Origin of the sequence: Marivita sp. S0852 (assembly GCF_046591575.1) — a bacterium.
Lineage (GTDB): Bacteria > Pseudomonadota > Alphaproteobacteria > Rhodobacterales > Rhodobacteraceae > Marivita.
Map to the genome: position 1 here is coordinate 22,555 of NZ_JBIQWA010000001.1, position 21,785 is coordinate 44,339.

Annotated in this window: 22 protein-coding genes, 2 tRNA genes and 1 pseudogene; 13 read left to right on the forward strand and 12 right to left on the reverse strand. The window is 59.6% G+C overall.

Annotated features, from left to right (window positions below):
* Positions 1–12: 12 nt before the first annotated feature.
* Together ACG74X_RS00125 and ACG74X_RS00130 are read right to left on the reverse strand one after the other, a co-directional pair.
* A complete protein-coding gene (locus ACG74X_RS00125; protein ID WP_411231838.1) occupies positions 13–1,317 on the reverse strand; it encodes a replication-associated recombination protein A in 1,305 nt (434 codons plus the stop codon).
* Between the two features lie 3 nt (positions 1,318–1,320).
* Entirely contained in the window at positions 1,321–2,715 is a 1,395-nt protein-coding gene (locus tag ACG74X_RS00130; RefSeq protein ID WP_411231840.1) for a trypsin-like peptidase domain-containing protein, read from the reverse strand.
* 394 nt (positions 2,716–3,109) lie between these two features.
* Between ACG74X_RS00130 and ACG74X_RS00135 the strand changes: the two genes are divergently transcribed.
* The 5 genes and pseudogenes from ACG74X_RS00135 (at position 3,110) to ACG74X_RS00155 (ending at position 8,096) form a co-directional block, all read left to right on the forward strand.
* Positions 3,110–3,937, forward strand: coding sequence for a bifunctional DNA primase/polymerase (locus ACG74X_RS00135; RefSeq protein WP_411231841.1), 828 nt, complete (start codon positions 3,110–3,112; stop codon positions 3,935–3,937).
* A gap of 57 nt (positions 3,938–3,994) precedes the next feature.
* Positions 3,995–5,104: a primase-helicase family protein gene (locus tag ACG74X_RS00140; RefSeq protein WP_411231843.1), complete on the forward strand. Its 1,110-nt coding sequence runs from the start codon at positions 3,995–3,997 to the stop codon at positions 5,102–5,104.
* A gap of 682 nt (positions 5,105–5,786) precedes the next feature.
* Positions 5,787–6,341 carry a hypothetical protein gene (locus ACG74X_RS00145; protein ID WP_411231844.1) on the forward strand — a complete coding sequence of 185 codons (555 nt, stop codon included), beginning with the start codon at positions 5,787–5,789 and terminating at the stop codon, positions 6,339–6,341.
* Positions 6,334–7,266 (forward strand): phage terminase large subunit family protein, encoded by a 933-nt coding sequence (locus tag ACG74X_RS00150; protein WP_411231846.1) that lies wholly within the window; start codon positions 6,334–6,336, stop codon positions 7,264–7,266. Before ACG74X_RS00145 ends, ACG74X_RS00150 begins: the two co-directional genes overlap by 8 nt.
* Positions 7,256–8,096, forward strand: a pseudogene (locus ACG74X_RS00155) (terminase gpA endonuclease subunit). The gene ACG74X_RS00150 and the pseudogene ACG74X_RS00155 overlap by 11 nt, the downstream one beginning before the upstream one ends.
* A gap of 368 nt (positions 8,097–8,464) precedes the next feature.
* Here ACG74X_RS00155 and ACG74X_RS00160 read toward each other — a convergent pair.
* Positions 8,465–8,701, reverse strand: a complete 237-nt coding sequence (locus ACG74X_RS00160) for a hypothetical protein (RefSeq protein ID WP_411231847.1) — start codon at positions 8,699–8,701, stop codon at positions 8,465–8,467.
* Between the two features lie 130 nt (positions 8,702–8,831).
* Positions 8,832–9,062, reverse strand: a complete 231-nt coding sequence (locus tag ACG74X_RS00165) for a hypothetical protein (protein ID WP_411231848.1) — start codon at positions 9,060–9,062, stop codon at positions 8,832–8,834.
* A 340-nt stretch (positions 9,063–9,402) separates the two neighbouring features.
* Between ACG74X_RS00165 and ACG74X_RS00170 the strand changes: the two genes are divergently transcribed.
* The 7 genes from ACG74X_RS00170 to ACG74X_RS00200 are packed head-to-tail and all read left to right on the forward strand — an operon-like array spanning position 9,403 to position 15,000.
* Complete coding sequence (locus ACG74X_RS00170; protein WP_411231849.1) at positions 9,403–10,023, forward strand: hypothetical protein; 621 nt, start codon at positions 9,403–9,405, stop codon at positions 10,021–10,023.
* Complete coding sequence (locus ACG74X_RS00175) at positions 10,023–11,384, forward strand: phage portal protein (protein WP_411231851.1); 1,362 nt, start codon at positions 10,023–10,025, stop codon at positions 11,382–11,384. Before ACG74X_RS00170 ends, ACG74X_RS00175 begins: the two co-directional genes overlap by 1 nt.
* Entirely contained in the window at positions 11,371–13,119 is a 1,749-nt protein-coding gene (locus tag ACG74X_RS00180) for an HK97 family phage prohead protease (RefSeq protein WP_411231852.1), read from the forward strand. Before ACG74X_RS00175 ends, ACG74X_RS00180 begins: the two co-directional genes overlap by 14 nt.
* Positions 13,119–13,343 (forward strand): gpW family head-tail joining protein, encoded by a 225-nt coding sequence (gene gpW / locus ACG74X_RS00185; RefSeq protein WP_411231853.1) that lies wholly within the window; start codon positions 13,119–13,121, stop codon positions 13,341–13,343. Before ACG74X_RS00180 ends, gpW begins: the two co-directional genes overlap by 1 nt.
* A gap of 4 nt (positions 13,344–13,347) precedes the next feature.
* A complete protein-coding gene (locus tag ACG74X_RS00190; protein WP_411231854.1) occupies positions 13,348–13,677 on the forward strand; it encodes a DUF2190 family protein in 330 nt (109 codons plus the stop codon).
* Between the two features lie 4 nt (positions 13,678–13,681).
* The gene (locus ACG74X_RS00195; RefSeq protein ID WP_411231855.1) at positions 13,682–13,933 is read left to right on the forward strand and encodes a hypothetical protein; all 252 of its coding nucleotides are present in this window, start codon (positions 13,682–13,684) and stop codon (positions 13,931–13,933) included.
* Positions 13,933–15,000, forward strand: coding sequence for a tyrosine-type recombinase/integrase (locus ACG74X_RS00200; protein ID WP_411231857.1), 1,068 nt, complete (start codon positions 13,933–13,935; stop codon positions 14,998–15,000). Before ACG74X_RS00195 ends, ACG74X_RS00200 begins: the two co-directional genes overlap by 1 nt.
* Positions 15,001–15,090: 90 nt before the next feature.
* On the opposite strand, the gene ACG74X_RS00205 is transcribed toward ACG74X_RS00200, so the two are convergent.
* The 5 genes from ACG74X_RS00205 to ACG74X_RS00225 form a co-directional block, all read right to left on the reverse strand.
* A tRNA-Glu gene (locus ACG74X_RS00205) sits at positions 15,091–15,165 on the reverse strand.
* 138 nt (positions 15,166–15,303) lie between these two features.
* Positions 15,304–17,055, reverse strand: coding sequence for a single-stranded-DNA-specific exonuclease RecJ (recJ, locus tag ACG74X_RS00210; protein WP_411231859.1), 1,752 nt, complete (start codon positions 17,053–17,055; stop codon positions 15,304–15,306).
* 10 nt (positions 17,056–17,065) lie between these two features.
* The gene (gene glpX, locus ACG74X_RS00215) at positions 17,066–18,031 is read right to left on the reverse strand and encodes a class II fructose-bisphosphatase (RefSeq protein ID WP_411231861.1); all 966 of its coding nucleotides are present in this window, start codon (positions 18,029–18,031) and stop codon (positions 17,066–17,068) included.
* Between the two features lie 85 nt (positions 18,032–18,116).
* Positions 18,117–19,403: a homoserine dehydrogenase gene (locus tag ACG74X_RS00220; protein WP_411231863.1), complete on the reverse strand. Its 1,287-nt coding sequence runs from the start codon at positions 19,401–19,403 to the stop codon at positions 18,117–18,119.
* Between the two features lie 77 nt (positions 19,404–19,480).
* Entirely contained in the window at positions 19,481–19,762 is a 282-nt protein-coding gene (locus ACG74X_RS00225; RefSeq protein WP_411231864.1) for a hypothetical protein, read from the reverse strand.
* Between the two features lie 97 nt (positions 19,763–19,859).
* On the opposite strand from ACG74X_RS00225, the gene ACG74X_RS00230 reads away from it, so the two are divergent.
* The gene (locus ACG74X_RS00230; RefSeq protein ID WP_411231866.1) at positions 19,860–20,444 is read left to right on the forward strand and encodes a TetR/AcrR family transcriptional regulator; all 585 of its coding nucleotides are present in this window, start codon (positions 19,860–19,862) and stop codon (positions 20,442–20,444) included.
* A gap of 112 nt (positions 20,445–20,556) precedes the next feature.
* On the opposite strand, the gene ACG74X_RS00235 is transcribed toward ACG74X_RS00230, so the two are convergent.
* The 3 genes from ACG74X_RS00235 to ACG74X_RS00245 all read right to left on the reverse strand — a co-directional run bounded on the left by ACG74X_RS00235 (position 20,557) and on the right by ACG74X_RS00245 (position 21,769).
* Positions 20,557–20,642: transfer RNA gene (locus ACG74X_RS00235), tRNA-Leu, on the reverse strand.
* A gap of 79 nt (positions 20,643–20,721) precedes the next feature.
* On the reverse strand, positions 20,722–21,267 hold the full coding sequence (locus ACG74X_RS00240) for a tetratricopeptide repeat protein (RefSeq protein ID WP_411231867.1): 546 nt from the start codon (positions 21,265–21,267) through the stop codon (positions 20,722–20,724).
* Between the two features lie 31 nt (positions 21,268–21,298).
* Positions 21,299–21,769: an Lrp/AsnC family transcriptional regulator gene (locus ACG74X_RS00245; protein WP_411231869.1), complete on the reverse strand. Its 471-nt coding sequence runs from the start codon at positions 21,767–21,769 to the stop codon at positions 21,299–21,301.
* Positions 21,770–21,785: the final 16 nt, after the last annotated feature.

Genomic DNA, 21,785 nt, shown 5'->3' on the forward strand with positions numbered 1-21,785 from the left:
CAGCATAAAGAGTCAAGTTTGGCGCTTGGACCTGAGCTTGGCAAAGTAATCGACACGCTTTTTCAGATCCCGTTCAAACCCGCGTTCCACCGGTGCGTAAAAAGCGGCGCGGTCCATATCTTCGGGGAAATAATCCTGCCCGGAAAACCCGTCTTCGGCATCGTGATCATAGGCATAGCCTGATCCGTATCCCTGATCTTTCATCAGCTGCGTTGGCGCATTCAGAATGTGTTTTGGGGGCGCAAGCGATCCGGTCTTTTTCGCCGCAGAGCGCGCGGCCTTGTAGGCGACATAGGTTGCATTCGACTTGGGCGCGAGCGCGAGATACACCAAGGCTTGGGCAAGCGCCAATTCGCCTTCCGGGCTGCCCAGGCGTTCAAATGTGTCCCAGCCTTGCAAACACATCGCCTGCGCCTGTGGGTCGGCAAGGCCAATATCCTCGACCGCCATGCGGGTGATGCGCCGCGCAAGATAACGCGGGTCTTCTCCGGCATCCAGCATGCGCGCGAACCAGTAAAGCGCGGCGTCCGGATCTGAGCCGCGCACCGATTTGTGCAGCGCAGAGATCAGGTTGTAATGCGAATCGCCCGATTTGTCATAATGCACCGCGCGTTTCATCAGGCGCTGCGCCAAGGCGGCGCTGTTCAACGGCGCATCAACGGTCCAGGCCATCACCTGCTCGATCAGGTTGAGCAAGGCGCGTCCGTCGCCGTCTGCCATCTCCAACAGATTTTCCCGCGCGGCACCATCCAGCGGCAGGCTGCGCCCCAACTCCACTTCGGCCCTTTGAGCGAGCCGTTCCAGATCACTCAGCGCCAGCCGCTCCAGCACAAGCACCTGCGCCCGGCTCAGCAACGCGGCATTCAATTCAAAAGATGGGTTTTCGGTCGTCGCCCCCACCAACAGGATGGTGCCATCCTCCATATGCGGCAGAAACCCGTCTTGCTGGGCTTTGTTGAAACGATGGATTTCATCGACGAAAAGCAACGTCCCCTGCCCGCTTTTTCGCCGCAGCTTTGCCGCTTCGAACACTTTGCGCAGTTCTGGAACACCGGAGAAAATCGCGCTGATTTGGACAAAGTGCAAATCGGTCTCGTCCGCCAGAAGCCGCGCAAGCGTTGTCTTTCCAACACCCGGCGGACCCCAGAAAATCACCGATCCAAGACTGCCCGCCTTGAGCATGACCGTCAGCGGCGCGTCTGGGCCAATCACCTGGCTTTGGCCGATCACCTCGGACACGCTTTGCGGGCGCAACCGGTCTGCCAGTGGGCGTGGCACGCTGTCTGCCGCAGTATCGGTGTCAAACAGATCCGCCACGCATCACGCCCTGAACCGCAGGATCAGGCGTTGTCCGCCCCGTTCTGCCTCAATCGCAACATTGGGTGCCGCGGCACGCAGCGCAGGCCCCACATCGCCGGGCCCTTCTACGACAAAGCGGTCAATGCGGCGCAGGATATCCCCCCGCCGCAAACCAACCCGCTGCCCGAACCGGCCCGGATCTAAAACAACCACACCCTCAAGGTTCAGTGGCAAGCCCAGCTCTGACAGGACCGCCGGATTGATCCGTGCAACGGTCATCCCGGTCAGGACCTCCCGGTCATCCAAAACGCGGGCGTCGCGTGGAGGGTCTTCGGGCGGCAAGATAAGCGACACTGTCACAACGGTTTCGGCCCCGTTCCGCAAAAACGCCATTTCGACATCACGCCCGGGTCCTTGAACCGACATGCGAAACAGCATTTCAGCCGGTGTGTTGACAGGATGGCCCGCCACCGTGACCACAACATCCCCAACCCGCAGCCCCGCCTGCAACAACGGGCTGGCCGGATGAAACGCCGTCAGAACCACACCTTCGGGGCGCGATAGGCCCAGACCGTCCAACAGCCCGGCGTCCACGGACTGACCGGTTGCCCCGGCCCAGGGACGTTCGAACGCTGTTTTCCCCTGCCGTGCCTGATCCAGAAACTGGGCCACCAACGCAGCCGGAATTGCAAACCCGATCCCGTTTGAGCCGCCAGAGCGGGTCAGGATGGAGGTGTTGATCCCGATAAGCCGTCCCGCCACGTCAATCAAAGCCCCACCCGAGTTGCCCGGATTGATCGGAGCATCCGTCTGGATGAAATATCCGCGCGCATTGCCTGCCGCCGCTCCGGACCGCGCCAGCCCGGATACGATACCCGATGACACCGTTTGTCCAACGCCAAACGGATTGCCAATTGCCAACACCAGTTCTCCAACCTCGACCGTATCGCTGTCGCGCAGATCAAGATGTGGCATGTCTTCGGCTTCGATCTTGAGGATCGCGAGATCGCTTTCCTCGTCACCGATCAAAACCCGTGCTTCATATTCGCGCCTGTCGTTCAAAACGACCCTGATCTGATCCGCCTGACCCACGACATGGTAATTGGAAACGACAAACCCATCTGCCGAAACAATGACCCCTGAACCCAACGAATTCTGGACGCGCGGGCGCGAGGTACCGAAATCCCGGAACAGGTTTCCAAAGAACGGGTCATCCTGAAACGGGCTGCGCGATTGCACAACGCGACGCGCATAAATGTTCACAACAGCCGGTGTGGCCTCTTTCACCAGCGGGACAAACGACAAACTGATATCCGCCCGAGACGTCGGAACCCGCACGTCACCCTCGGCGCGACCCGCATCCGCAGCGAAAGACAGAGCCAAAATGGTCAATGAAAGGTAGCAAAGTTTCAACATGCCCCGCATATGTCCGGCACAACCGGTTTTTGCAAGTCAACGATGTCGAGAAGTGGCAGCCCGTAGGGGGCTTTCACAATCTCCTGAAATCAATGCCTTAGCAAAAGTGGGACACTTCGTTCCTTCTAAGTAAATTCAGGGAAATTCGGGAAAAGCGTCCCACCATTTCAATGGCTTAGGGGGTGCGATTCCGAACAACCGACGAGAGAATCGGAGTGGGAGCTTGTCAGTGGCATTTGGTCAATCGCGAAGATCGTTTGACCACCAAGATCCAAGTACGCCAAGACGAGAAAGGGGCCAGTCGCGGCTATGCAACTGACCCCCTGGACCCTGAGACGTGGCATTCGCCACTTCGCTTTGTCCCGCCACCACACGGAACAGCATGACAACCCACATGAAAAGCAATCACATGAGTAGAAATACTGCAAATGAGACGCAATTGCAATATGAGATCATGCGTCAAACGGCTGACTTGCGCGAGATTAATGCAGCACTCGTGCGCCTGAGGCCGAAAAGCAAGAAGCCCATCGAAGATAAATGGACCACGCAACCGGCGCTGACCGGGGATGCGTTTCTGGCAACCTTGAAGCCGGGCGAGAACGTAGGCATTCGCCTTGGTGAACCGTCCCTGACCGCCTTTGGCTACCAAGGCGGACTCGACCTCGACGTGAGGAAGACCGAAGCCAAGGCTGAGGCATTCGCGGCATTGCTACGGCACTGCCCGAACGCGATGGAACTGCCGAGCGTCATTTCCGGCAGTGGTGGGGACTCCCGTCAAATCCATTTCTTCACGCCCGTACCCTTGGACTCCTGGACCATTGCCAAGGGCGACGGCTGGGAACTCGCTGTGAAGGGCACGGGGACTCAGCTTGTGGCGCCGGGCAGCATTCATCCCGACACGGGGCAGCCCTATCGCTGGGAACGCCGCTTCGATCTTGGACTTTGGGAATTGATTGGTGCGCCCGTGGTGGACGTGTCGCTGTTGCAGAGACCGGAACGCATGGCACCGGCTGCACCCGCTGACCCTGTGCCCCTGGACCGGCTGGAAGCGGCGTTGCGCGGTATTGACCCCAAGGAACTTCACGGCGACGAATGGCGCAACGTGGGCATGGCGCTCTGCTACGAGACCGGCGGCAGTGAAGCCGGGTTCCGGGCCTTCGATGCGTGGTCGCAGCGTGACCCCGAACGCTACAAGGGTGAACGCGATACCCGTTCCCAGTGACGTTCTTTCGGCAAGAGCAACAGGGGCGAACGGATCAAGGGTGCCACGATCCTTTTTATGGAACGGGAAGCCTACGCCCGCGCGATAATTGCCAGCTGGGAGGAAGAACTGGAAGACCTGCCCGAACCCTTCGAAGACCTCTTGGGCGAAGATGAACCAACCCTGAATGACCGTTACGCAATGGTGCGTGTCGGCAAGGACGTGCAGATTGTGGACCGGCACGCCGATGGGCTGTCGCTCATTTCTGTGCGTGCGTTCCGAGACCTTCACGCCTTCCAAGGGCGCGGCGATAAATGGATCAAGTCGGAAAAGCGCACCACCTTCGAAGGGGGACTGACCTTCGATCCGTCCGGCCGCGTTCACAAGGACCAGCTGAACCTCTGGAAAGGCTTCGCGATTGAGCCGAATGAGACCGGCAACTGCGACCTGATCCTGAGCCATATCCGAGACGTTTGGGGGTCCGGTGATGCAGCGCATTTCGATTACATCGTGTCATGGTTGGCAGACATTGTGCAGAACCCGGCGAAGAAGCCGCGTGTGGCGCTGGTGTTGAAGGGCGGCAAAGGGGCGGGCAAAGACTCGCTGGTGGACCTGATGCGCCGGATCGTCGGGCCGCGCCACTACGCCTTGGCGAATTCGCCAGACGTGCTGACCTCGAATTTCAATGGCCTCTATGACACGGCGCTGTTGATCCATGCCGAGGAAGCGAGTTGGGGCGGCGACAAGAAAGCCAAGGGCATTCTGCAATCGCTCATTACGAATGACACGATCCGCATTGAACGCAAGAACGTGGACGCGGTGCAAATCCCGTCTTTTCACCGGGTCATTTTCAGCACGAACGAAGACTGGGCCGTGCCTGCGACTGCGGATGAAAGGCGCTATGCCGTGTTTAACGTGTCGGATCACAGGATCGGGGACCACGACTATTTCGATGCGCTGCACCGGCAGATCAAGGCGACGGGACAGCGGCCTTCATGGCCTTCCTCATGGCTTGGAAAACGCCAGACGGCATCAGGATCGGCAAGCCCCCTCAGACGCGCGGACTCCTTGACCAGAAACTTGCCGGGCTTCGCAATGTGGAAGCGTGGTGGTTCGAGAAACTGTGTGCCGGTTTCACGGGCAGCGAAGAATTCGGGGATGACAGCGAATGGCGCAGTGGGCCGCTGAAAATCACCAAGACCGACCTTCACAGCGACTATTGCAACTGGATGCACAGGCAGAGGCACCACGGGGATACCAAAGGGCGGGAAGCCTTCGCGACGGCGCTGAACGCAATGTGTCCCATGATGCGAAGCACGCGACCCAGAAGGGCGGGGGCCGAAGGGGCAAGCCGTCAACGCGCATACAGCATCCCGCAACTGGATGAATGTCGCAGGGCCTTCGCCGGATACATGCAATCGGATGAGGCGCATTTCAGTTGGAGTGAAGACAATGGCTGAGTTTGGTGGTCCAGGTTCGGCTTGCGCTGGTCCATGTGCTGGTCCACGTTCGGAAGCCCGTAACCCATTGAAAATACTGGGGTGGCCCAGGTGGTCCGGGTGGAAAACTCAGAGTAAGACACTTGGGACGCGTGGAAGCACTGCCGACCGCTGCATCCCAATCCAACGAAAAGTTCCAGAGAGACTCAACGTGGACCACCTGGACCACCCGTTGAAATCATTGAGCTTTTCGGACTCGCCAACGTGGACCGAACGTGGACCGCACCTGGACCATCCTCGCTCCGTCACTCAACCGCATCATGCATCCTGTCGCATCATGGCTTCCAAGGGTCCTTCCCAAGGGGGACCGGCAGCGGGGGGCGCTGACCCCGATTCTTCACGCTTTGCAGAATTTTTGAAATGGGGCAACCATGCTGACCTATCAAGATGACGATTTCGAAGACCTGCTTGGCGACGAAGAAACCGATGACCCGCCTTCCGAGGCGATCCCTGGGCTTGCCACGGAATCCGAGATGGCGCAGCTGCTGGGCATCACGGCGAACCGGGTGCGCACCCTCGCACGCGACGGGATGCTGCATCGCCCTGTCCGGGGCCGCTATGACGTGCGGGCCTCGCTCAAGACCTATATTGGAGATTTGCGCGACAAGGCGTCCCGGCTTGGCTATGCGGGCGGCAAGCAGTCCAGCAACTCCCAACTGAGTGCGGAAAAGCTGCGCCTCACCAAAGCTCAGGTCGATGAACGCGAGATCAAGAACGCTGCGGCGCGGGGTGAGTTGATCCCTGCCCAAAAGGTTCGCACCGCCTGGACCTCATACACCATCGCCTTGCGTCAAGCAGTGCTGGCAGCCGCGCCGCGCGTCGCCACGCAAGCCGGACTGGACCGGGCCGCAGCCGCGACCCTGGACGCGGAATTGCGCCTTGCCCTTGAACAGATTGCCGATAAAAGGACCGTGAACGATGGCTGACCTCGCACAAATCGAGCGGGAAGCGTGGGCGTCGCTGCGTCCCCCTGCCAAGATCCGCCTGTCCGAATGGGTCGAAAAGAACGTGGTCCTGCCCGCCTCGATCGCAGCGGCACCGGGTCTCATGCGGCTTTTCCCGTATCAGCGCGAGATGGCCGACTCGATGGGGGACCCGGCGGTGGAGCGGGTTTCCGTCCTCAAGTCGGCGCGCATCGGGTATTCGCAATTGCTAACCGCGCTCATGGCGCATCATGTCGTGAACGACCCCGCTTCGGTCTTAGCCGTGCTTCCGACCGATTCCGATGCGAAATACCTCATGACATCTGTCATTGAACCGACCTTCGCTGCGTCCCCATCCCTCGCATCCGCCCTCGAAGCCGACACGAGGGGCCGCGACACGATGCTGTCTCGCCACTATCCCGGCGGCACGCTCGCGCTCATTCCCGCCTCGACACCGCGCGCCCTTCGCGCCCGGACTGCCCGAGTCATTCTCATGGACGAATTGGACGCATGGGAACTGGACGCGCGCGGAGAGGGAGACCCAGTCACATTGGCTGAAAAGCGCAGCTTTACGTTCTCTGACAGGAAGATCGTCGCAGGCTCGACCCCCGTTGATGAGGACACGAGTCATATCATGCGGATGTATAATCGAAGCGACATGCGCTTGTGGGAATGCCCCTGTCAGCATTGCGGCGAGTATCACCCCATCGAATGGAAGGACATTCGGTGGCAGCCGGATCGTCCCGAGACTGCGGCCTGGGCCTGCCCGTCCTGCGGTTCGAATACGGAAGACCGCGAGAAGGCACCGATGCTGACCGCCGGCCGCTGGCGCGCAACCCGTCCCGAGGTTCGGGGGGCATCACGGTTACAAGATCAACGCCCTTTCATCGCTCCTGCCCAACGCCGCTTGGCCGCTCTTGGCGGCTGAATTCGTGGAGGCGAAGCGGGGCGGGCCGGTGACGCTCAAGCCATGGGTCAACACGGTCCTAGGCGTGGCGCGGCGAAGGCGACGACCTCGACCCGGCGGCACTCGCCAAGCTGCAACGCCCCCACAACCTTCAATCCATCCTTCCTAAGATTGTCTGTCTGACTGCGGGTGCGGATATTCAGGGGGACCGCATTGAGCTTTCGACTTGCGGATGGGACCGGGACGGCAACTGCCGAGTCCTTGCGCATGAGATCGTATGGGGCGAACCGCTGGAAGATGCGACATGGCTTGAACTCGACCAGCTGTTGACGCGCCGCTTCAAGCATCCGAACGGGGGTGAACTCAGAGTCGACGCCGCTGTGATCGACTCGGGCAACTGGTCCGATGCGGTCTATGCGTTCTGCCGACCTCGCACGTCGCGCCGCGTGATCGCGGGCAAAGGTATGCCGGGCATGGGTAAGCCCTACCTCGCATGGGGGGCGTCGCGCCAGACGAAGCTAGCCTTGATCGGGACTGAGGCAATCAAGCTGCACCTGCACCAGCGGCTTAGGAGCGGGGAGACCGTGACGTACTCCGATGAACTGGGGCCGGACTATCTGGACCAGATTGCAGCCGAAAAGCTGATTACGAAGTATCGTCGCGGGCATCCGGTGCGCCAATGGGACAAGATATCGGGGAGGCGCAATGAAGCGCTTGATACGCTAGTTTATGCGACGGCTGCGCGGAGGCTGGTGGCCTTGAACCTTGATGCTCGTGAAGCCGAACTGGCATCGCCCGGTGCCCCAAAAAAAGCGCCCGTTGTGGTCAAAAGTCGGTGGCTCGGAAATTAGCTTCAACCGCCAGCGAGATAACAACTCCTTGCCCACTCGTTAGCGAACTCAGCAGCTGCACGTTCTTGATTAGAGTGTGATCGCCACGCGGGACGAGAATATGCATCTCGCACAATCTGTTCGATCAATTCACCCGCTGCACGATCAGAAGCGTTCCTTGCCCCAGCAATCAATAGGTGCATGGGGTGTTGATCTTGTCGCTTCAACATGACGTCTTGCGCTATAGTATGCATTGCGGCGCATGTTTCGTTTGCCAATAGAGGCGGGGCAGACAGCGCAACAGCGAGAGCAAGAATTGTTCTCATGAAACATCCTCCAAGATCGTCTGTCCTTATATGAACTGGAAAACTGTGGAGGAAATTTGACGTTCAAGCGGCTGCCGCGTCACCCTGATCGAAAAGAACATCGGCGCGAAGAACAAGGGCCATGTGTGCGGCGCTTTGCGCCGTGTCGAAGGTGGGACTTCCAAAGTCCCAGAGCGGGCCGCGTCGCCAGTCACCGAAGCGTAGCGCCGCCCGGAAGCAAGCCGAACCCTCCTGAATAATCATCGGATACACAAGGGGGTTTCCCATAGGTTTTCCGACCCAAAGTATTTCTGGAATCATTTCCCGTTTTCCTGTCATAAACTGCCCGCCCGGTGGCGACGAAATAAGATATTTCCAATTTCGTCAACGCATGAAAAACGCGAAAAAGGTTCTATCCCATTTCGCATGACTTTCTGCTTTACTGTGGTGTTCAATGCAAGACGCATGGCGGCGAAACTGCCTTCATCCATTCCACAAATTCGGGCGGCGTCATTTCGCCGTGCCCCTGCATTTTCATAAAGTCGCGAACGACGGCGAAGGCGACCCGCGCATCTCGTGTTTGCGCCATAGACTCGGTGAACAGGTTCCCAGCCATTTGGCGGCGTTCCTCGACCGGCCAAGGAACGTTTGGGTCTTTTTCGAAGTGAATCAATGCTTTCATGGTTTCTTCCCTCAAGGTTCTATGGTGGATGGGGGCGGGCAAACGTTTGGCCCTGAAAACCCGCCCCCGATGCGCCGGGGGAGAACAACCCGGCCGCTTTGGCGACCGGACGCCCCGTCCGGCGAATCTTAAGGTGCCGTATTTCCACCCATTGTTTCAAGAAGTTTCGTGAATTAGTTTCCAAATACAACCGCAATATATTTCACAATAAATGTGAAACTATAACCAAGAGAAAACGAGGTAATTTCGCCACATAGAGTTTCACATTAAACGAGTATGAGACAAGAAATAGGCGCTCAGATTATTCCTAAATAGAAATCCACGAATCGGGAATACCGCCATGACCGCCGAAACAATCGAAATTGAACCTGTCCCTTTTGCTTATCCCCAGTGCGGGCCATTGCTGCGAAAGAAAGACGTTGCGAACTGCATCGCAGCGGCGGGAGTTCCGTTGGACCTCGCACGGGGCCGCGCTCAGACCTACGCCCGCAAAGGGCTGATCTTCACACGGGAACGCGGGGAAAACGGCTGGGACTCGCGCCTCTATGAATTCCACGACGCCGCAACGGCTATTGTCCTGTCGGCACTCCATGACGCGGGCATTTCGGACTCGGACGTGACCGCACGGGCGGCGGAAGCCTGTTACGCCTGGAACCCGGATGCGGCGTCGCGGGATGCGAAATACAAGCGCGACGGTGGGCACCTTCCGCCCCATCCCATCACGCGGGCCGTTGTCGGAACCGCCTTCGGTGGCGAAAGCTGGATTTTCAACCTTGATGTGTGGCGCTGCGCGCAGACCGAAGAACGCCTGATCTGCGCGGACCTGTTGCGGTGGGGCGATGAATACCAGCCGTTCCCGAACCCGCCGGAAGGCTTCCTGCCCATGTGCGCGGTTTCCATGACGCTGGACCACCTGCTTGCGCCGGTGGCGCGGCTGCTGCGGCCGGAAGGGCTGCACTGATGGGTCTCTTGGATATTTTCAAACGCCGCGACGAAGGGCCGAAGGCTGTCCGGTCCTATGAAGCTGCAACAGGCGTCCAGCGGCGCTTTGGTGGCGGGTCGCAGTCCTTTGGGCCTTGGGCCGCTGAGGCATCCGCAGCGCGGGAACCTGTGCAGCGCCGCGCCCGTCATTTTGCCGCCAACAACCCCCTCGCACATTCGGGCGTGACCGCCTGGACCACGGCTGCGGTAGGGGCGGGCATTACGGCAACGTCGCAGCACCCGAACCCGGAAACCCGCAAGCGCCTGGACGCGGCTTTCAAAGCGTGGACTCGCCGCGCTGATCTGGAAGAACTGACGGACTTCAACGGGCTGCAAGCCGCTGCGGTGCGTTCTGAGCGTATCGACGGCGAAGCCCTGTTCCGGTGGGTCGGGGACCAGCTGCAAGCGATCCCGGCGGAAATGCTGGATATGGCAATGACCCGCGACCTCGCGGGCGGTGCGCTTATCGCGAACGGAGTCGAACTGGACACCTTCGGAAGGCGCGTTGCCTATTGGGTGAATCCCGCGAAACCGTCCGACCAATTCCCGACCTACGCGCAGCCAATCCGCATTCCTGCGGAAGACGTGCTGCATGTCTATCGTCCGACCGGGCCGGGGGCGGTGCGTGGCGTGTCTGCATTGGCGAATGTCCTGCTGCGCCTTTCCGAACTGGATGGCCTTGAGGATGCGCTGCAAACGAATGCCAAGGTCGCGGCGCTGCTGTCTGTGATTCTGACCAATGAAAACGCGATGGACGATGGCAGCGACGAACCGTTCGCAGAAGGGCAGAGCCTCGAACCCGGCGCAATGTTCAAGATCCCCGGCGGATGGAAAGTCAACACGACGGCGCCGCAGCAAACGCAGCAAGTGGCGGAATTCCTGTCGCACATGACCCGCACCATCGCGGCGGGCCTAGACGTGCCGGAACATCTGCTGACGGGTGATCTGCGGCAGGCGAACTATTCCAGCCTTCGCGCGGCGCTGGTCAGCTTCCGCCAGAACGTCGAAGCCTACCAATTTCACACGCTGGTTCCGCAACTGCTGAACCCCGTCTGGCGGCGCGTGATGACCAATGCCGTTCTGTCCGGTGAAATCGACGCGGCGTTGAATGACGACCTGTTCGCCGTCGAATGGATTCCGCCCGCGCAGCCGTGGGTGGACCCGCTTAAAGACGCGGAAGCCACGCTGAAACTCATGGGCGCCGGTCTCATGTCGCGCCGTCAGGCGGTGGCAAGCCTTGGCTACTCTATTGACGAACTGGACTCGGAAATCGCCGTAGACCGCGACCGCAAAACCGCGCTGAACCTCACCTTTGGAGAATCCGACAATGACAACGCTTGAACTGCTGACCCGGCATATGCCGGTCACGGCACACGGCGGCGCGTCCGAAGGGCCGCTGACCATCACGGCAACCGTGGCAACAGCAACGCCCGTCCGGCGACGTGACCAGCGCGGCGCTTATCTGGAAGTCCTGGACCCGGCCGCGCTGGATCTCGGAACCCTCGATGTGCCGTTGCTGGACTCCCATGACCGGCACCGTGCAACCGCAACCATCGGACGCGCCCGCAACTTCCGGCTGGAAGACGGGGCCGTGGTCGCGGACCTCACATTCAGCACCGCGCAGGACGTGTCCCCCATCGTGGACCGCGTGCGCGACGGCACCCTGACCAGTTTCAGCGTCGGTTACAGCGTCGCCGCGTGGCGCGATGGCGTCACCGAAGGCACCCGAACCCGAACCGCGACGACATGGACCATCCAAGAGGTTTCGCTTGTCGCAATCCCCGCAGACCCAAATGCCAAAAAGCGAGGTAAGAGCATGGCACTTGATGAAACCAACGACCGGGCAGAACTGGTCGAAAACCTGCGCACGGCATGCGGCCTGTCAGAAGACTGGGCAACCCGCATGGCTGACGCCGAGATGACCGACGAAGAAATCCGCGAGTCGGCGCGTGAAGAAATGCTGAAACGCAGCACCGATGCGCCGCGCATTCGTGTTCACGTTTCCAGCGAAGATCCGGCAACGATCCGCACCCGGCAGGCTGACGCAGTCGCCTTCCGCATGGCGGGTGGCGAATTGCCGGAAGCGTCCCGTGATTTTGTGAACATGACGCTGCGCGACATGGCGCTGGACTCGCTGCAGCGCGCAGGTGAAGCGACCCGTGGTCTTTCGACGGATGAAATCTTCACCCGCGCGGCGCATGGCACGTCCGACTTCCCGCTGGTGGTCAGCAACGCAATGGGCAAGGTCGCGCTGGACAGCTACCGCGCCGCAGAGTCGCCGCTGAAACGTCTGGCACGGCAACGCACCCTTCCCAACTTCAAGCCGTCGCAATCCATTCGCCTGGGCGAGATGGGCCGTCTGGAAGAAATGTCCGAACAGGGTGAATTCACCCATACCAGCCGCGCGGAAACCGGCGAGTCCATGTCGCTCAAGACCTTTGGTCGCGCCATTTCGGTTTCGCGCAAGCTGCTGATTGACGACGATTTGAACATGCTGGGGGATATGACCTCTGCCATTGGTCAGGCTGCGGCGCAAACCGAAGCGGACGAACTGGTCTCGATCCTGACCAGCAACCCGAACATGGCTGACGGCAACCCTGTCTTCTACGCCGCGCGGGGCAATCTCGCAGGCGCGTGTACCTCGATCGGCAGTGCTGGTGTCCTTGGAGCACTGGACTCCGCACGGCAGGCAATGCGCAAGACCAAGGGGTTGGACGGCAAAACCATCGTAGACGCCAAGCCTCGCTTCCTGCTGGTCGGGCCAGACTATGAGACCGCAGCCGAACAGCTGCTGGCGGAAATCTATCCGGCGAAGATTGAAGACACGAATCCCTTCGCGTCGCGCCTGCAACTGATCGTGGAATCGCGTCTTGAAGACTCGAACGATTGGTGGCTGTTTGCTGATCCGGAAAGGGTTCCGGCGCTGCAATTCGCCTATCTGCAATCCGCGCAGGGCGTCCAGATTCAACGCAAGGAAGCATGGACCACGCTTGGCATGGAATACCGGGCATTCCTCGACTTCGGCTGCGGCTGGACCGACTGGCGCGGCGCATACAAGAACCCCGGTGACAGCTGATGGCTACCTTGGCCGAACGGCTTGGCGAAGGCGAAAATGCCCTCCACGACCTGCTGCTAGGGCAACAGGCCGTGGAGGTTCGCGACAGCAACGGCGAGTCCGTTCGCTTTACCCCAACAAAGCGCGAAGAACTGCGCCGGTATATCCGCGAACTCACTGATGAAATCGCAGGCGCTCAGAAGCGCGCCCGCATGATCCAATTCCAGACGTGCAAAGGAGCCTGATCCAATGGCAACAAACTTCATTCAACGTGGGGACAACCTGACCATTCCCGCCCCCGCAACCGTGACAAGCGGCGCACCGGTCATTGCCGGTGAAATCGTCGGCATTGCGCTTGGCGATGCTGCAAGCGGCGCTTTCGTGGACGTGGCAACATCCGGCGTATTCGAAATCGCCAAGGTTGCAGCTGATGACGTGGCGCTTGGCGACGTGATAAATTGGGACGATTCCGTGGAACTCGCCACGATCACTGCAACCGACAACACGAAACTGGGCGTCGCCGTTGCTGCGGCCGGCACCGGCACGGGTGCGGTCAACGTGCGTCTGTCAGGCTTCTGATACAATGGCTGTCGCTTCCAATGATACCGGTGTTCTGCCTTTGCCCTGCAAACGGATGCTGTCTCGCATGGAGGCGGCAGCCTATTGCGGTATCAGCCCGACGACCTTTGACAAGCTGGTATCGGACAGGCTCATGCCCGCAGCAAAACGCATCTATTCGAGGAACCTGTGGGACGTTCGCCAAATCGATTCCGCAATCGAAGACTTGCCGGGCGGCGCAGAAGATGCCCGTCTCGAAACCTCTGAGGATTGGTAATGACAGAGGGAGATTCGATGCGAATGAAATTGAAATACGTAGTGGAGGATACCGACCGGCACGGCAACTTGCGCCTCTACTACCGGCGGAACGGACGCAAAGTGCACCTTCGAGGTCCAGTCGGTTCGCCGGAGTTTCTGACGGACTACCGGCGTGCAGCCGCAGGACCGAAGGCACCGCGAAAGAAGTCAGCGCCAAAAGCTGGCATTCTGCGCGCGGGCACGCTGCATTGGCTTTGCGCTCAATACTACAAGTCAGCGATGTTCGCAGAACTTGGCGCTGGAACACAAAAAACGAGACGCTCAATCCTCGAACGGTTTTGCGCTCGAAAAGGCGACGGGGAAAAGCGTTTCGCGGACCTGACACCGCGCGCCATTCGTAAGGTGCGAGACGAGATGCTGCACATCCCCGAGGCGGCAAACACGCTCATAAAGACGCTTCGCCAACTGTATCGCTTCGCCGTAAACTATGACCACTGCGAAACGAACCCCGCGACAGGCGTTGAGCTACTGCGGTCGAAATCCGAAGGGTATCACTCCTGGACGCTGGACGAGATCGAAGCCTTCGAACAGAAACACCCTGTCGGCACAACTGCGCGCCTCGCGCTTGCCCTCGCCCTCTATACCGGGCAACGCCGTTCTGACCTTGTTCTGTTCGGCAGGCAACACGTCCGCGATGGGTGGCTGATCTTCACGCAACAGAAGAACAAGAGCCGGAATCCTGTGAAACTTGAACTGCCAATCATACCCGAGTTGCAGCGCATCATTGATGCCAGCCCGACCGGCGATCTGGCGTTTCTGGTGAACGGTTACGGGCGCCCATACACAAGCGCGGGATTCGGGAATCGGTTTCGAGCGTGGGCTGATGAAGCCGAATTGAAACATTGCAGTGTCCACGGCCTGCGCAAGGCTGCGGCGGCAAGACTCGCGGAGCTTGGCTGCACGGAATTCGAGATCATGGCGATCACCGGGCACCAGACCTCGAAAGAAGTCACGCGATACACCAAAGGCGCGAACCAACGTGTCCGCGCTGAGGCGGCAATGAAGAAGATGGGAGGACAGAACTAGAACGAAAGTGTCTCACTTTTGTCCCCCGTGATAGCGGGTGGGACAAAACCGTGTTTTAAGGCGCTGGTTTTTCAAGAAGAAAAAAGCAAGTGGCAGCCCGTAGGGGAATCGAACCCCTCTTTCCAGGTTGAAAACCTGGCGTCCTAACCGATAGACGAACGGGCCATGCTCTGGCGTGGGGTGTATCTAGGCAAACCAGCGTGGCCTTGCAAGCGGAAATTTGGCCCGCAGCATTGTTTTTTTGAGCCATGGTTTCAGCGCTAAATCCGGGTAAAATGCCAAATTTCTCTGACACTTACCGATCTAAAGCGGCGTGACGGGTGCTGCGTCCTCTAACCGAAGCTGAACCGTGCGGCGTCCTCCCCATTCATTTATTTCCAATCGACCGGCCAGATGGAATCGCGCGCCGCCGTGTTGCTCCAACGCCGGTCCAATTGGGCCATCGAACGCCCCAAAGCAAATGGCGTCGATCCGCGCGCCCACACCATCGCCAAAGCTCAGCTTGAGATGTGACTGCCCGACGCGTTTGGCAAAGCCGATCTGAACGTCGGGAAACACAAATCGCGGCGCTGCCGCGCCCGCGCCGAACGGGCCTGCCGCATCCAATTGTTCGATCAATTCAGGTGTCGCAGCACCGGGCATCAACGGGCCATCCACACGCAGATCAGATGCCCCAAGTTGATCTGCCCCCTGTTTGGCAAGAAGTTCAGAAAGCCGCGCCATGGCGGGTTCAAGCTGATCGCGTGACACTGACAGCCCGGCCGCCATCTTGTGCCCGCCACCTTTTTGCAAAAGCCCTTCTGCCACCAGCTTTTGGATGGACGCTCCCAGATCAATGCCGCTGACCGACCGTCCCGAACCCTTGCCATTGTCGCCCTCAAAACCGATTACAAGACACGGGCGGTTGGTCCGTTCTTTCAAACGCGAGGCAACGATGCCGACCACGCCGGGATGCCACCCGTCACCGGCAGCCCAGACCAGAGGCGCGTCAAGGCCGCGATTTTCGGCCTGTTCAAGCGCCTGCGCGCGCACCGCTTCCTCGATCTCCCGCCGTTCTGTGTTCAACGCATCAAGCCGGTCGGCAATTGATTTGGCCTCGTTCGGGTCGGTACAGGCCAGCAACCGCGCGCCAAGATCTGCCTTTCCAATGCGCCCGCCTGCATTGACCCGAGGCCCCAGGACAAAGCCCAGATGATAGGATTTAGGGGCCGTATCCAGACGCCCCACATCCGATAGCGCAACCAGACCGGGGCGCGCGCGCTGCGCCATCACCTTGAGTCCCTGGCGCACCAGCGCACGGTTCACACCCGTCAACGGCGCAACATCCGCAACCGTCGCCAGCGCAACCAGATCCAGCAAACGCATCAAATCCGGCCCGGCCTGCCCGGCCACGCGCAATTGGCGACCGGCTTCGACCAAGGTCAGAAAAACCACACCAGCCGCGCAGAGATGACCCAGATCACCCGTTTCGTCCTGACGGTTCGGATTGACCACGGCACAGGCATCGGGCAGTGTTTCTCCCCCCAAATGATGATCCAGAACAATCACATCCGCGCCAACGGCCGCGGCAATCGGGCCATGCGACAGGGTTCCGCAATCCACGCAAATGATCAGGTCGTGATCCCGGGCAAGCGACTGCATCGCGGCGTCATTCGGGCCATAACCTTCGTCAATTCGGTCAGGCACATAAAGCGTCGCAGTCCGGTCCATGTGGCGCAACCAGTCCAGCAACAAGGCAGCCGACGCACCACCATCCACATCATAATCCGCAAAAATCGCAATCTTTTCTCGCCGCGACACGGCCGACAGCACCCGTTTCGCCGCCTGCTCCATGTCTCGAAGGCTGCGCGGGTCCGGCAACAGCGCGCGAAGGGTGGGTTCAAGATATGTCTGAACATCGTCCGCCGGAACGCCAAGCCGGGCAAGTGTCTGGCACAGCGCCGGAGGCAGACCGGTTTGCTGCACCATCGCTTCGGCATGTCGGGTCGTCTCGGCCGAGGGACCGCGCCAACGCCGCCCCGTGAGGGACCGATCAACGCCCAGATAGCCCGTCACAGGCGACCCATCACTGTGTCGGATTGCGGTAGGTCATGCGCCGCACAGAGCCGGTTTTCGAGCGCATCAGCAAAGTCTCGGTTGTGTAAAATCCGATCTCGCGCTTGATACCGGCCAATAATGATCCCCCGGTGACCCCTGTCGCTGCAAAGATAACGTCTTCGGTGACCATATCGTCACGCGTGTAGATCTTGTCCAGGTCCGTGATCCCTGCCTTGGCAGCGCGGCCTTTTTCATCGTCGTTCCGGAACACCAGGCGGCCCTGAATCTGGCCCCCCATACATTTGAGCGCCGCCGCCGCCAGCACGCCTTCGGGCGCACCTCCGGTGCCCATATACATGTCGATCCCGGTTTGCGAAGGCTCCGCGCAATGCATGACCCCGGCCACATCACCATCGGTGATCAGGCGGATTGCGGCACCGGTCGACCGGATTTCGGCAATCATCTCTTCGTGGCGCGGGCGTTCAAGCACACAGACCGTGATATCGCGTTCCCGACAGCCTTTGACCTTGGCCAAAGCGGCAACCCGTTCGCGGGGCGACATGTCGAGGGTCACAAGATCCGGGGCAAATCCCGGACCGATCGCCAGCTTTTCCATATACACATCCGGAGCATGAAGCATCGAGCCACGCGGCCCCATTGCAATCACCGTCAACGCGTTTGGCATGTCTTTCGCAGTCAGCGTTGTGCCTTCCAGAGGGTCCAGGGCGATGTCGACACCCGGCCCGTTGCCGCTTCCGACTTCTTCGCCGATATACAACATCGGCGCTTCGTCACGCTCTCCCTCGCCGATAACCACAACACCGGCAATGTCCAGCAGGTTCAGCTGTTCGCGCATCGCGTTCACCGCGGCTTGGTCTGCAGCCTTTTCGTCGCCGCGACCAATCAGATCGACGGTTGCAATTGCGGCCTGCTCGGCCACGCGCGCCAGTCCAAGGGACAACATGCGGTCGTTGAAATCAGAGCGCGTGGTCATAAAAGTCTCCAGTCAGAATATGGTCATGCCTTCGGCGTGTTAAGCGCCGGCCCCTGCGCTGGCAAGGATGGTTGCGCTACCGCTGTCAGAGCTGTTCGATTCGCAGCGCCACCGGATCGCCCTCAACCACGCCTGTGCCGACCATCGCCGACAGCGCATTGTCCAGTGCAGCGCGGGTGGTTTTGTGCGTCACGATCAAGACAGGCGCGGTGTCCTGATCATGGCTGCGCTGGCGCATCCGGTTGATCGACACACCCGCCTCGCCCAGCACCGCGGCCACTTTGGCAAGCGCCCCCGGCTTATCAAGCAGCAAAAGCCGCAGATAATAAGGGGCAGGAGTGGCGGTCTTTGCCGCATCCGCCTGGACCAGAGTGCTGGACGGCTGCCCAAATGTCGTCACCCGCGTTCCGCGCGCGATATCAATTACATCGCCAAGAACCGCACTGGCTGTCGGGCCTTCGCCCGCTCCGGCCCCACGCATCACGATCTGCCCGACTTGGTCGCCCTCGACCACAACCATGTTGGTCCCGCCATCCAACTGCCCCAAAGGCGATGTCGCAGGCACCAGGCATGGCGACATCCGTTGTTCAAGCCCGCGCCCCGTGAGTTGGCAAACACCAAGAAGCTTGACCTTGTAGCCCATATCGGCGGCTTGCCGGATGTCTTCGATGCTGACCCGGCCGATACCTTCAAGCTCTACCGCGTCAAACGCAACCTGCGTGCCAAACGCAATCGACGCCAAAAGCGCCAGCTTGTGACCGGCATCGATACCGCCTACGTCCAGCTCTGGATCAGCCTCAAGATATCCCAGCGCATCTGCTTCTGCGAAAGCTTCCTCATAGGTCAGACCAGCTGATTCCATTCTGGTCAGGATGTAATTACAGGTGCCATTCATGACACCCATGATCCGTTCGATATCATTGCCCGCCAGCCCTTCGGTCAGCGCCTTGACGATGGGAATTCCCCCGGCCACCGCCGCTTCAAAGCGCAATACCGCGCCAGATGTCTCGGCATCTTGAGCCAGCGCCTGACCGTGATGGGCCAAAAGCGCCTTGTTGGCCGACACCACATCTTTGCCCGCACGCAATGCGGCTTCGGTTGCGGCTTTGGCCGGGCCATCGCTGCCGCCCATCAATTCAACAAACACGTCGACGTCGTCACGCTGTGCCAAAGCGACCGGATCGTCTTCCCAGGCGTAACTGTCCAACGGCACGCCGCGATCCTTGACGCGGCTGCGCGCGCAAACGGCCGAAATCGCAATGGGCCGACCGCCGCGCGCTTCGAGCAACGCGGCTTTCTGGCGAACAATCTTGACAACGCCCGCACCAACGGTGCCCAGACCTGCAATTCCAAGACGCAGAGGTTCAGTCATCGAGAGCATTCCTTTTCGAAATCCAGCGTGGTTTTGCCCGCAATAGCGCCTTGGCGTAGCGCCTGCAACGGGGCCTGTCAGGGTTGTTGAACCCCGTCCTCCATCCGCTCTCGGGTGTCACGATCAATCACCGCAGGCCGCAACCCTTCGGCGCGCCTGCGCAGATCATCGGCACGCGCTTGCAAAGCCGCGTCCTCGGTATCGGGCAATTTCGGGTCTTCGGCGGACAAAAGTGCTTCAAACGGAAGCAACTCGGGATATTCGGCGTCGGAATTACCCTTTGCGAGCGCTGCGTCCACGTCCGGAAACTGCGCACATGCGCTGACTGTAACACCCAATACGATCCACACGCGCCACATCGAACTGCTCCTACCGAGACAGCCCCGTCATGACGCAGCTGTCGGGATCACGCAAGCACGGGCTTGATTTGAACGCTTGTTCAGTTACGCTCTGGACATGGCACGCACAGCAGGATCTCATTCGGATATCACGGGTCCGCGCGTCCGCGAGACGGCGCTGAAACTGTTTGCACAACATGGCTATGCCGCTGTTTCCATGCGCCAGATCGCCAAGGATGTCGGCGTGCAGGCAGGCGCGCTTTACAATTACACGCCTGACAAACAGTCTTTGCTGTTTACCCTGCTCAAAGGCCACATGGACGACCTGTTGGACGCTCGATCCCGGCAGCACCAAAGCAGCGATGCGCACGCGCGGCTCGAAGCGTTCACGCGATTTCACATCCGGTTTCATCTGGAGCGACCAGAGGCAGTTTTTATCTCGTATATGGAACTGCGCAATTTGACGGCCGAGAACTTTGAAGTGATCGAGGGATTACGGCGGCAGTATGAACGCGAATTGGAAACAATCCTGCAATCGGGGCGCACGAAAGGTGTATTCGATGTGCAAGACACAAAAATCGCCACGCTGGCAATCATCGCAATGTTGACCGGTGTGAACACCTGGTATCGCAGTGGCGGGCGGTTGTCTCAGGATCAGGTGGAAATGATCTACTGGGACATGGTACGCAAAACAGTAACCTAGCTGCGGTCTCTCACCCTTGGCCTGTGCCAGTTATCTGTCTTGTGTGATATGCACATACGGTCGAACCCAACCTGTGCACAAGTAGCGACCCGCGCGGTTGCACAAATGGGGATGGTGCGGGCGGTGGGACTCGAACCCACACGGCGCTAAGGCCTTCGGATTTTAAGTCCGATATGTCTACCATTCCATCACGCCCGCATTGCTGTATCCCTAAACGGCGAAAAGCCTGAAAACAATGCACGGAAACCGGCAATTTTTCGTTAACGCAAAAGCGGTGTCAAAGGTCTTCGCCATCCGGCTCTGTGATCAACGCGCGTTCGCCCAACCAGGGGTTCAGCGAAACGGCTTCTTTCAGAACACGCTGCGCCTCTGCATCGCGGCCCAAAGCGATCAAGGTCATCGCCTTGCCCGTTAGCGCGCCGGTGTGCCGGGGGTTCAGTTCAAGTGTTCGGTCCACGTCAGGCAGCACCGCTTCGAAATCGCCACGCAGAAAATTCACAAACGCGCGTTGATTGTACCCTTCGGCGTAGAACGGACAATAGGACACAAGCTTGTCCAAACGATCCGTGGCGCGCAGGTAATCGCCCACCCGCAAGGCGCGCATCCCTTCATCCAGCATCGACTGCGACGGCTCATCCGGCGCATCAAGCCAAAGCTCCCACATTTGCCGCGAAAAGGTGCGGGCGACCATTTCGTTCGGTGCCTGCTGAACCTGGCTGTATAGCTGATCCAAAGCGTCAGTATGATCGGGTGCAACCGGGCACCCATCCGCCGCCGCGATCTGGGCGGCACATATAGCGGGGATCAAAAGTGCATATCGCATGACAGCACTTCGCCACGCCACAAGCACCGGGTCAAGTCACAGTCGCGAAAGCATCTTCCTTGACCGCCTGCATCGCCACATAGGTGGATGTGGCCGCGATATGGGGCAAGGTCGAAATTTTGTCAGCAAGCACTTGTCGGTATTCCCGCATATTTGCGGTGCGGACCTTGAGCAGATAGTCAAAGTTGCCAGCTATAAGATGCGCCTGTTCGATCTCTGGAATTTTCGCAATCGCCTCGTTAAAGGCAGCAATCGCCGTTTCACGGGTATGGGTCAGTTTGACCTCGACAAAAGCGATATGATCCAGACCTAAACGGATCGGATCAAGCATGGCGCGATATCCTTGAATTGCGCCAGCCTCCTCAAGCCGCCGAAGCCGGGCCTGGGTTGGTGATTTCGACAACCCGATCCGTTTTGACAGGTCAACGATCGAGATGCGCCCATCCCGTGCCATTTCCTGCAGGATCGCGCGGTCGAATCTGTCAAGCTCTGAAATGTCCATTTCGCCCGCCTTTCGC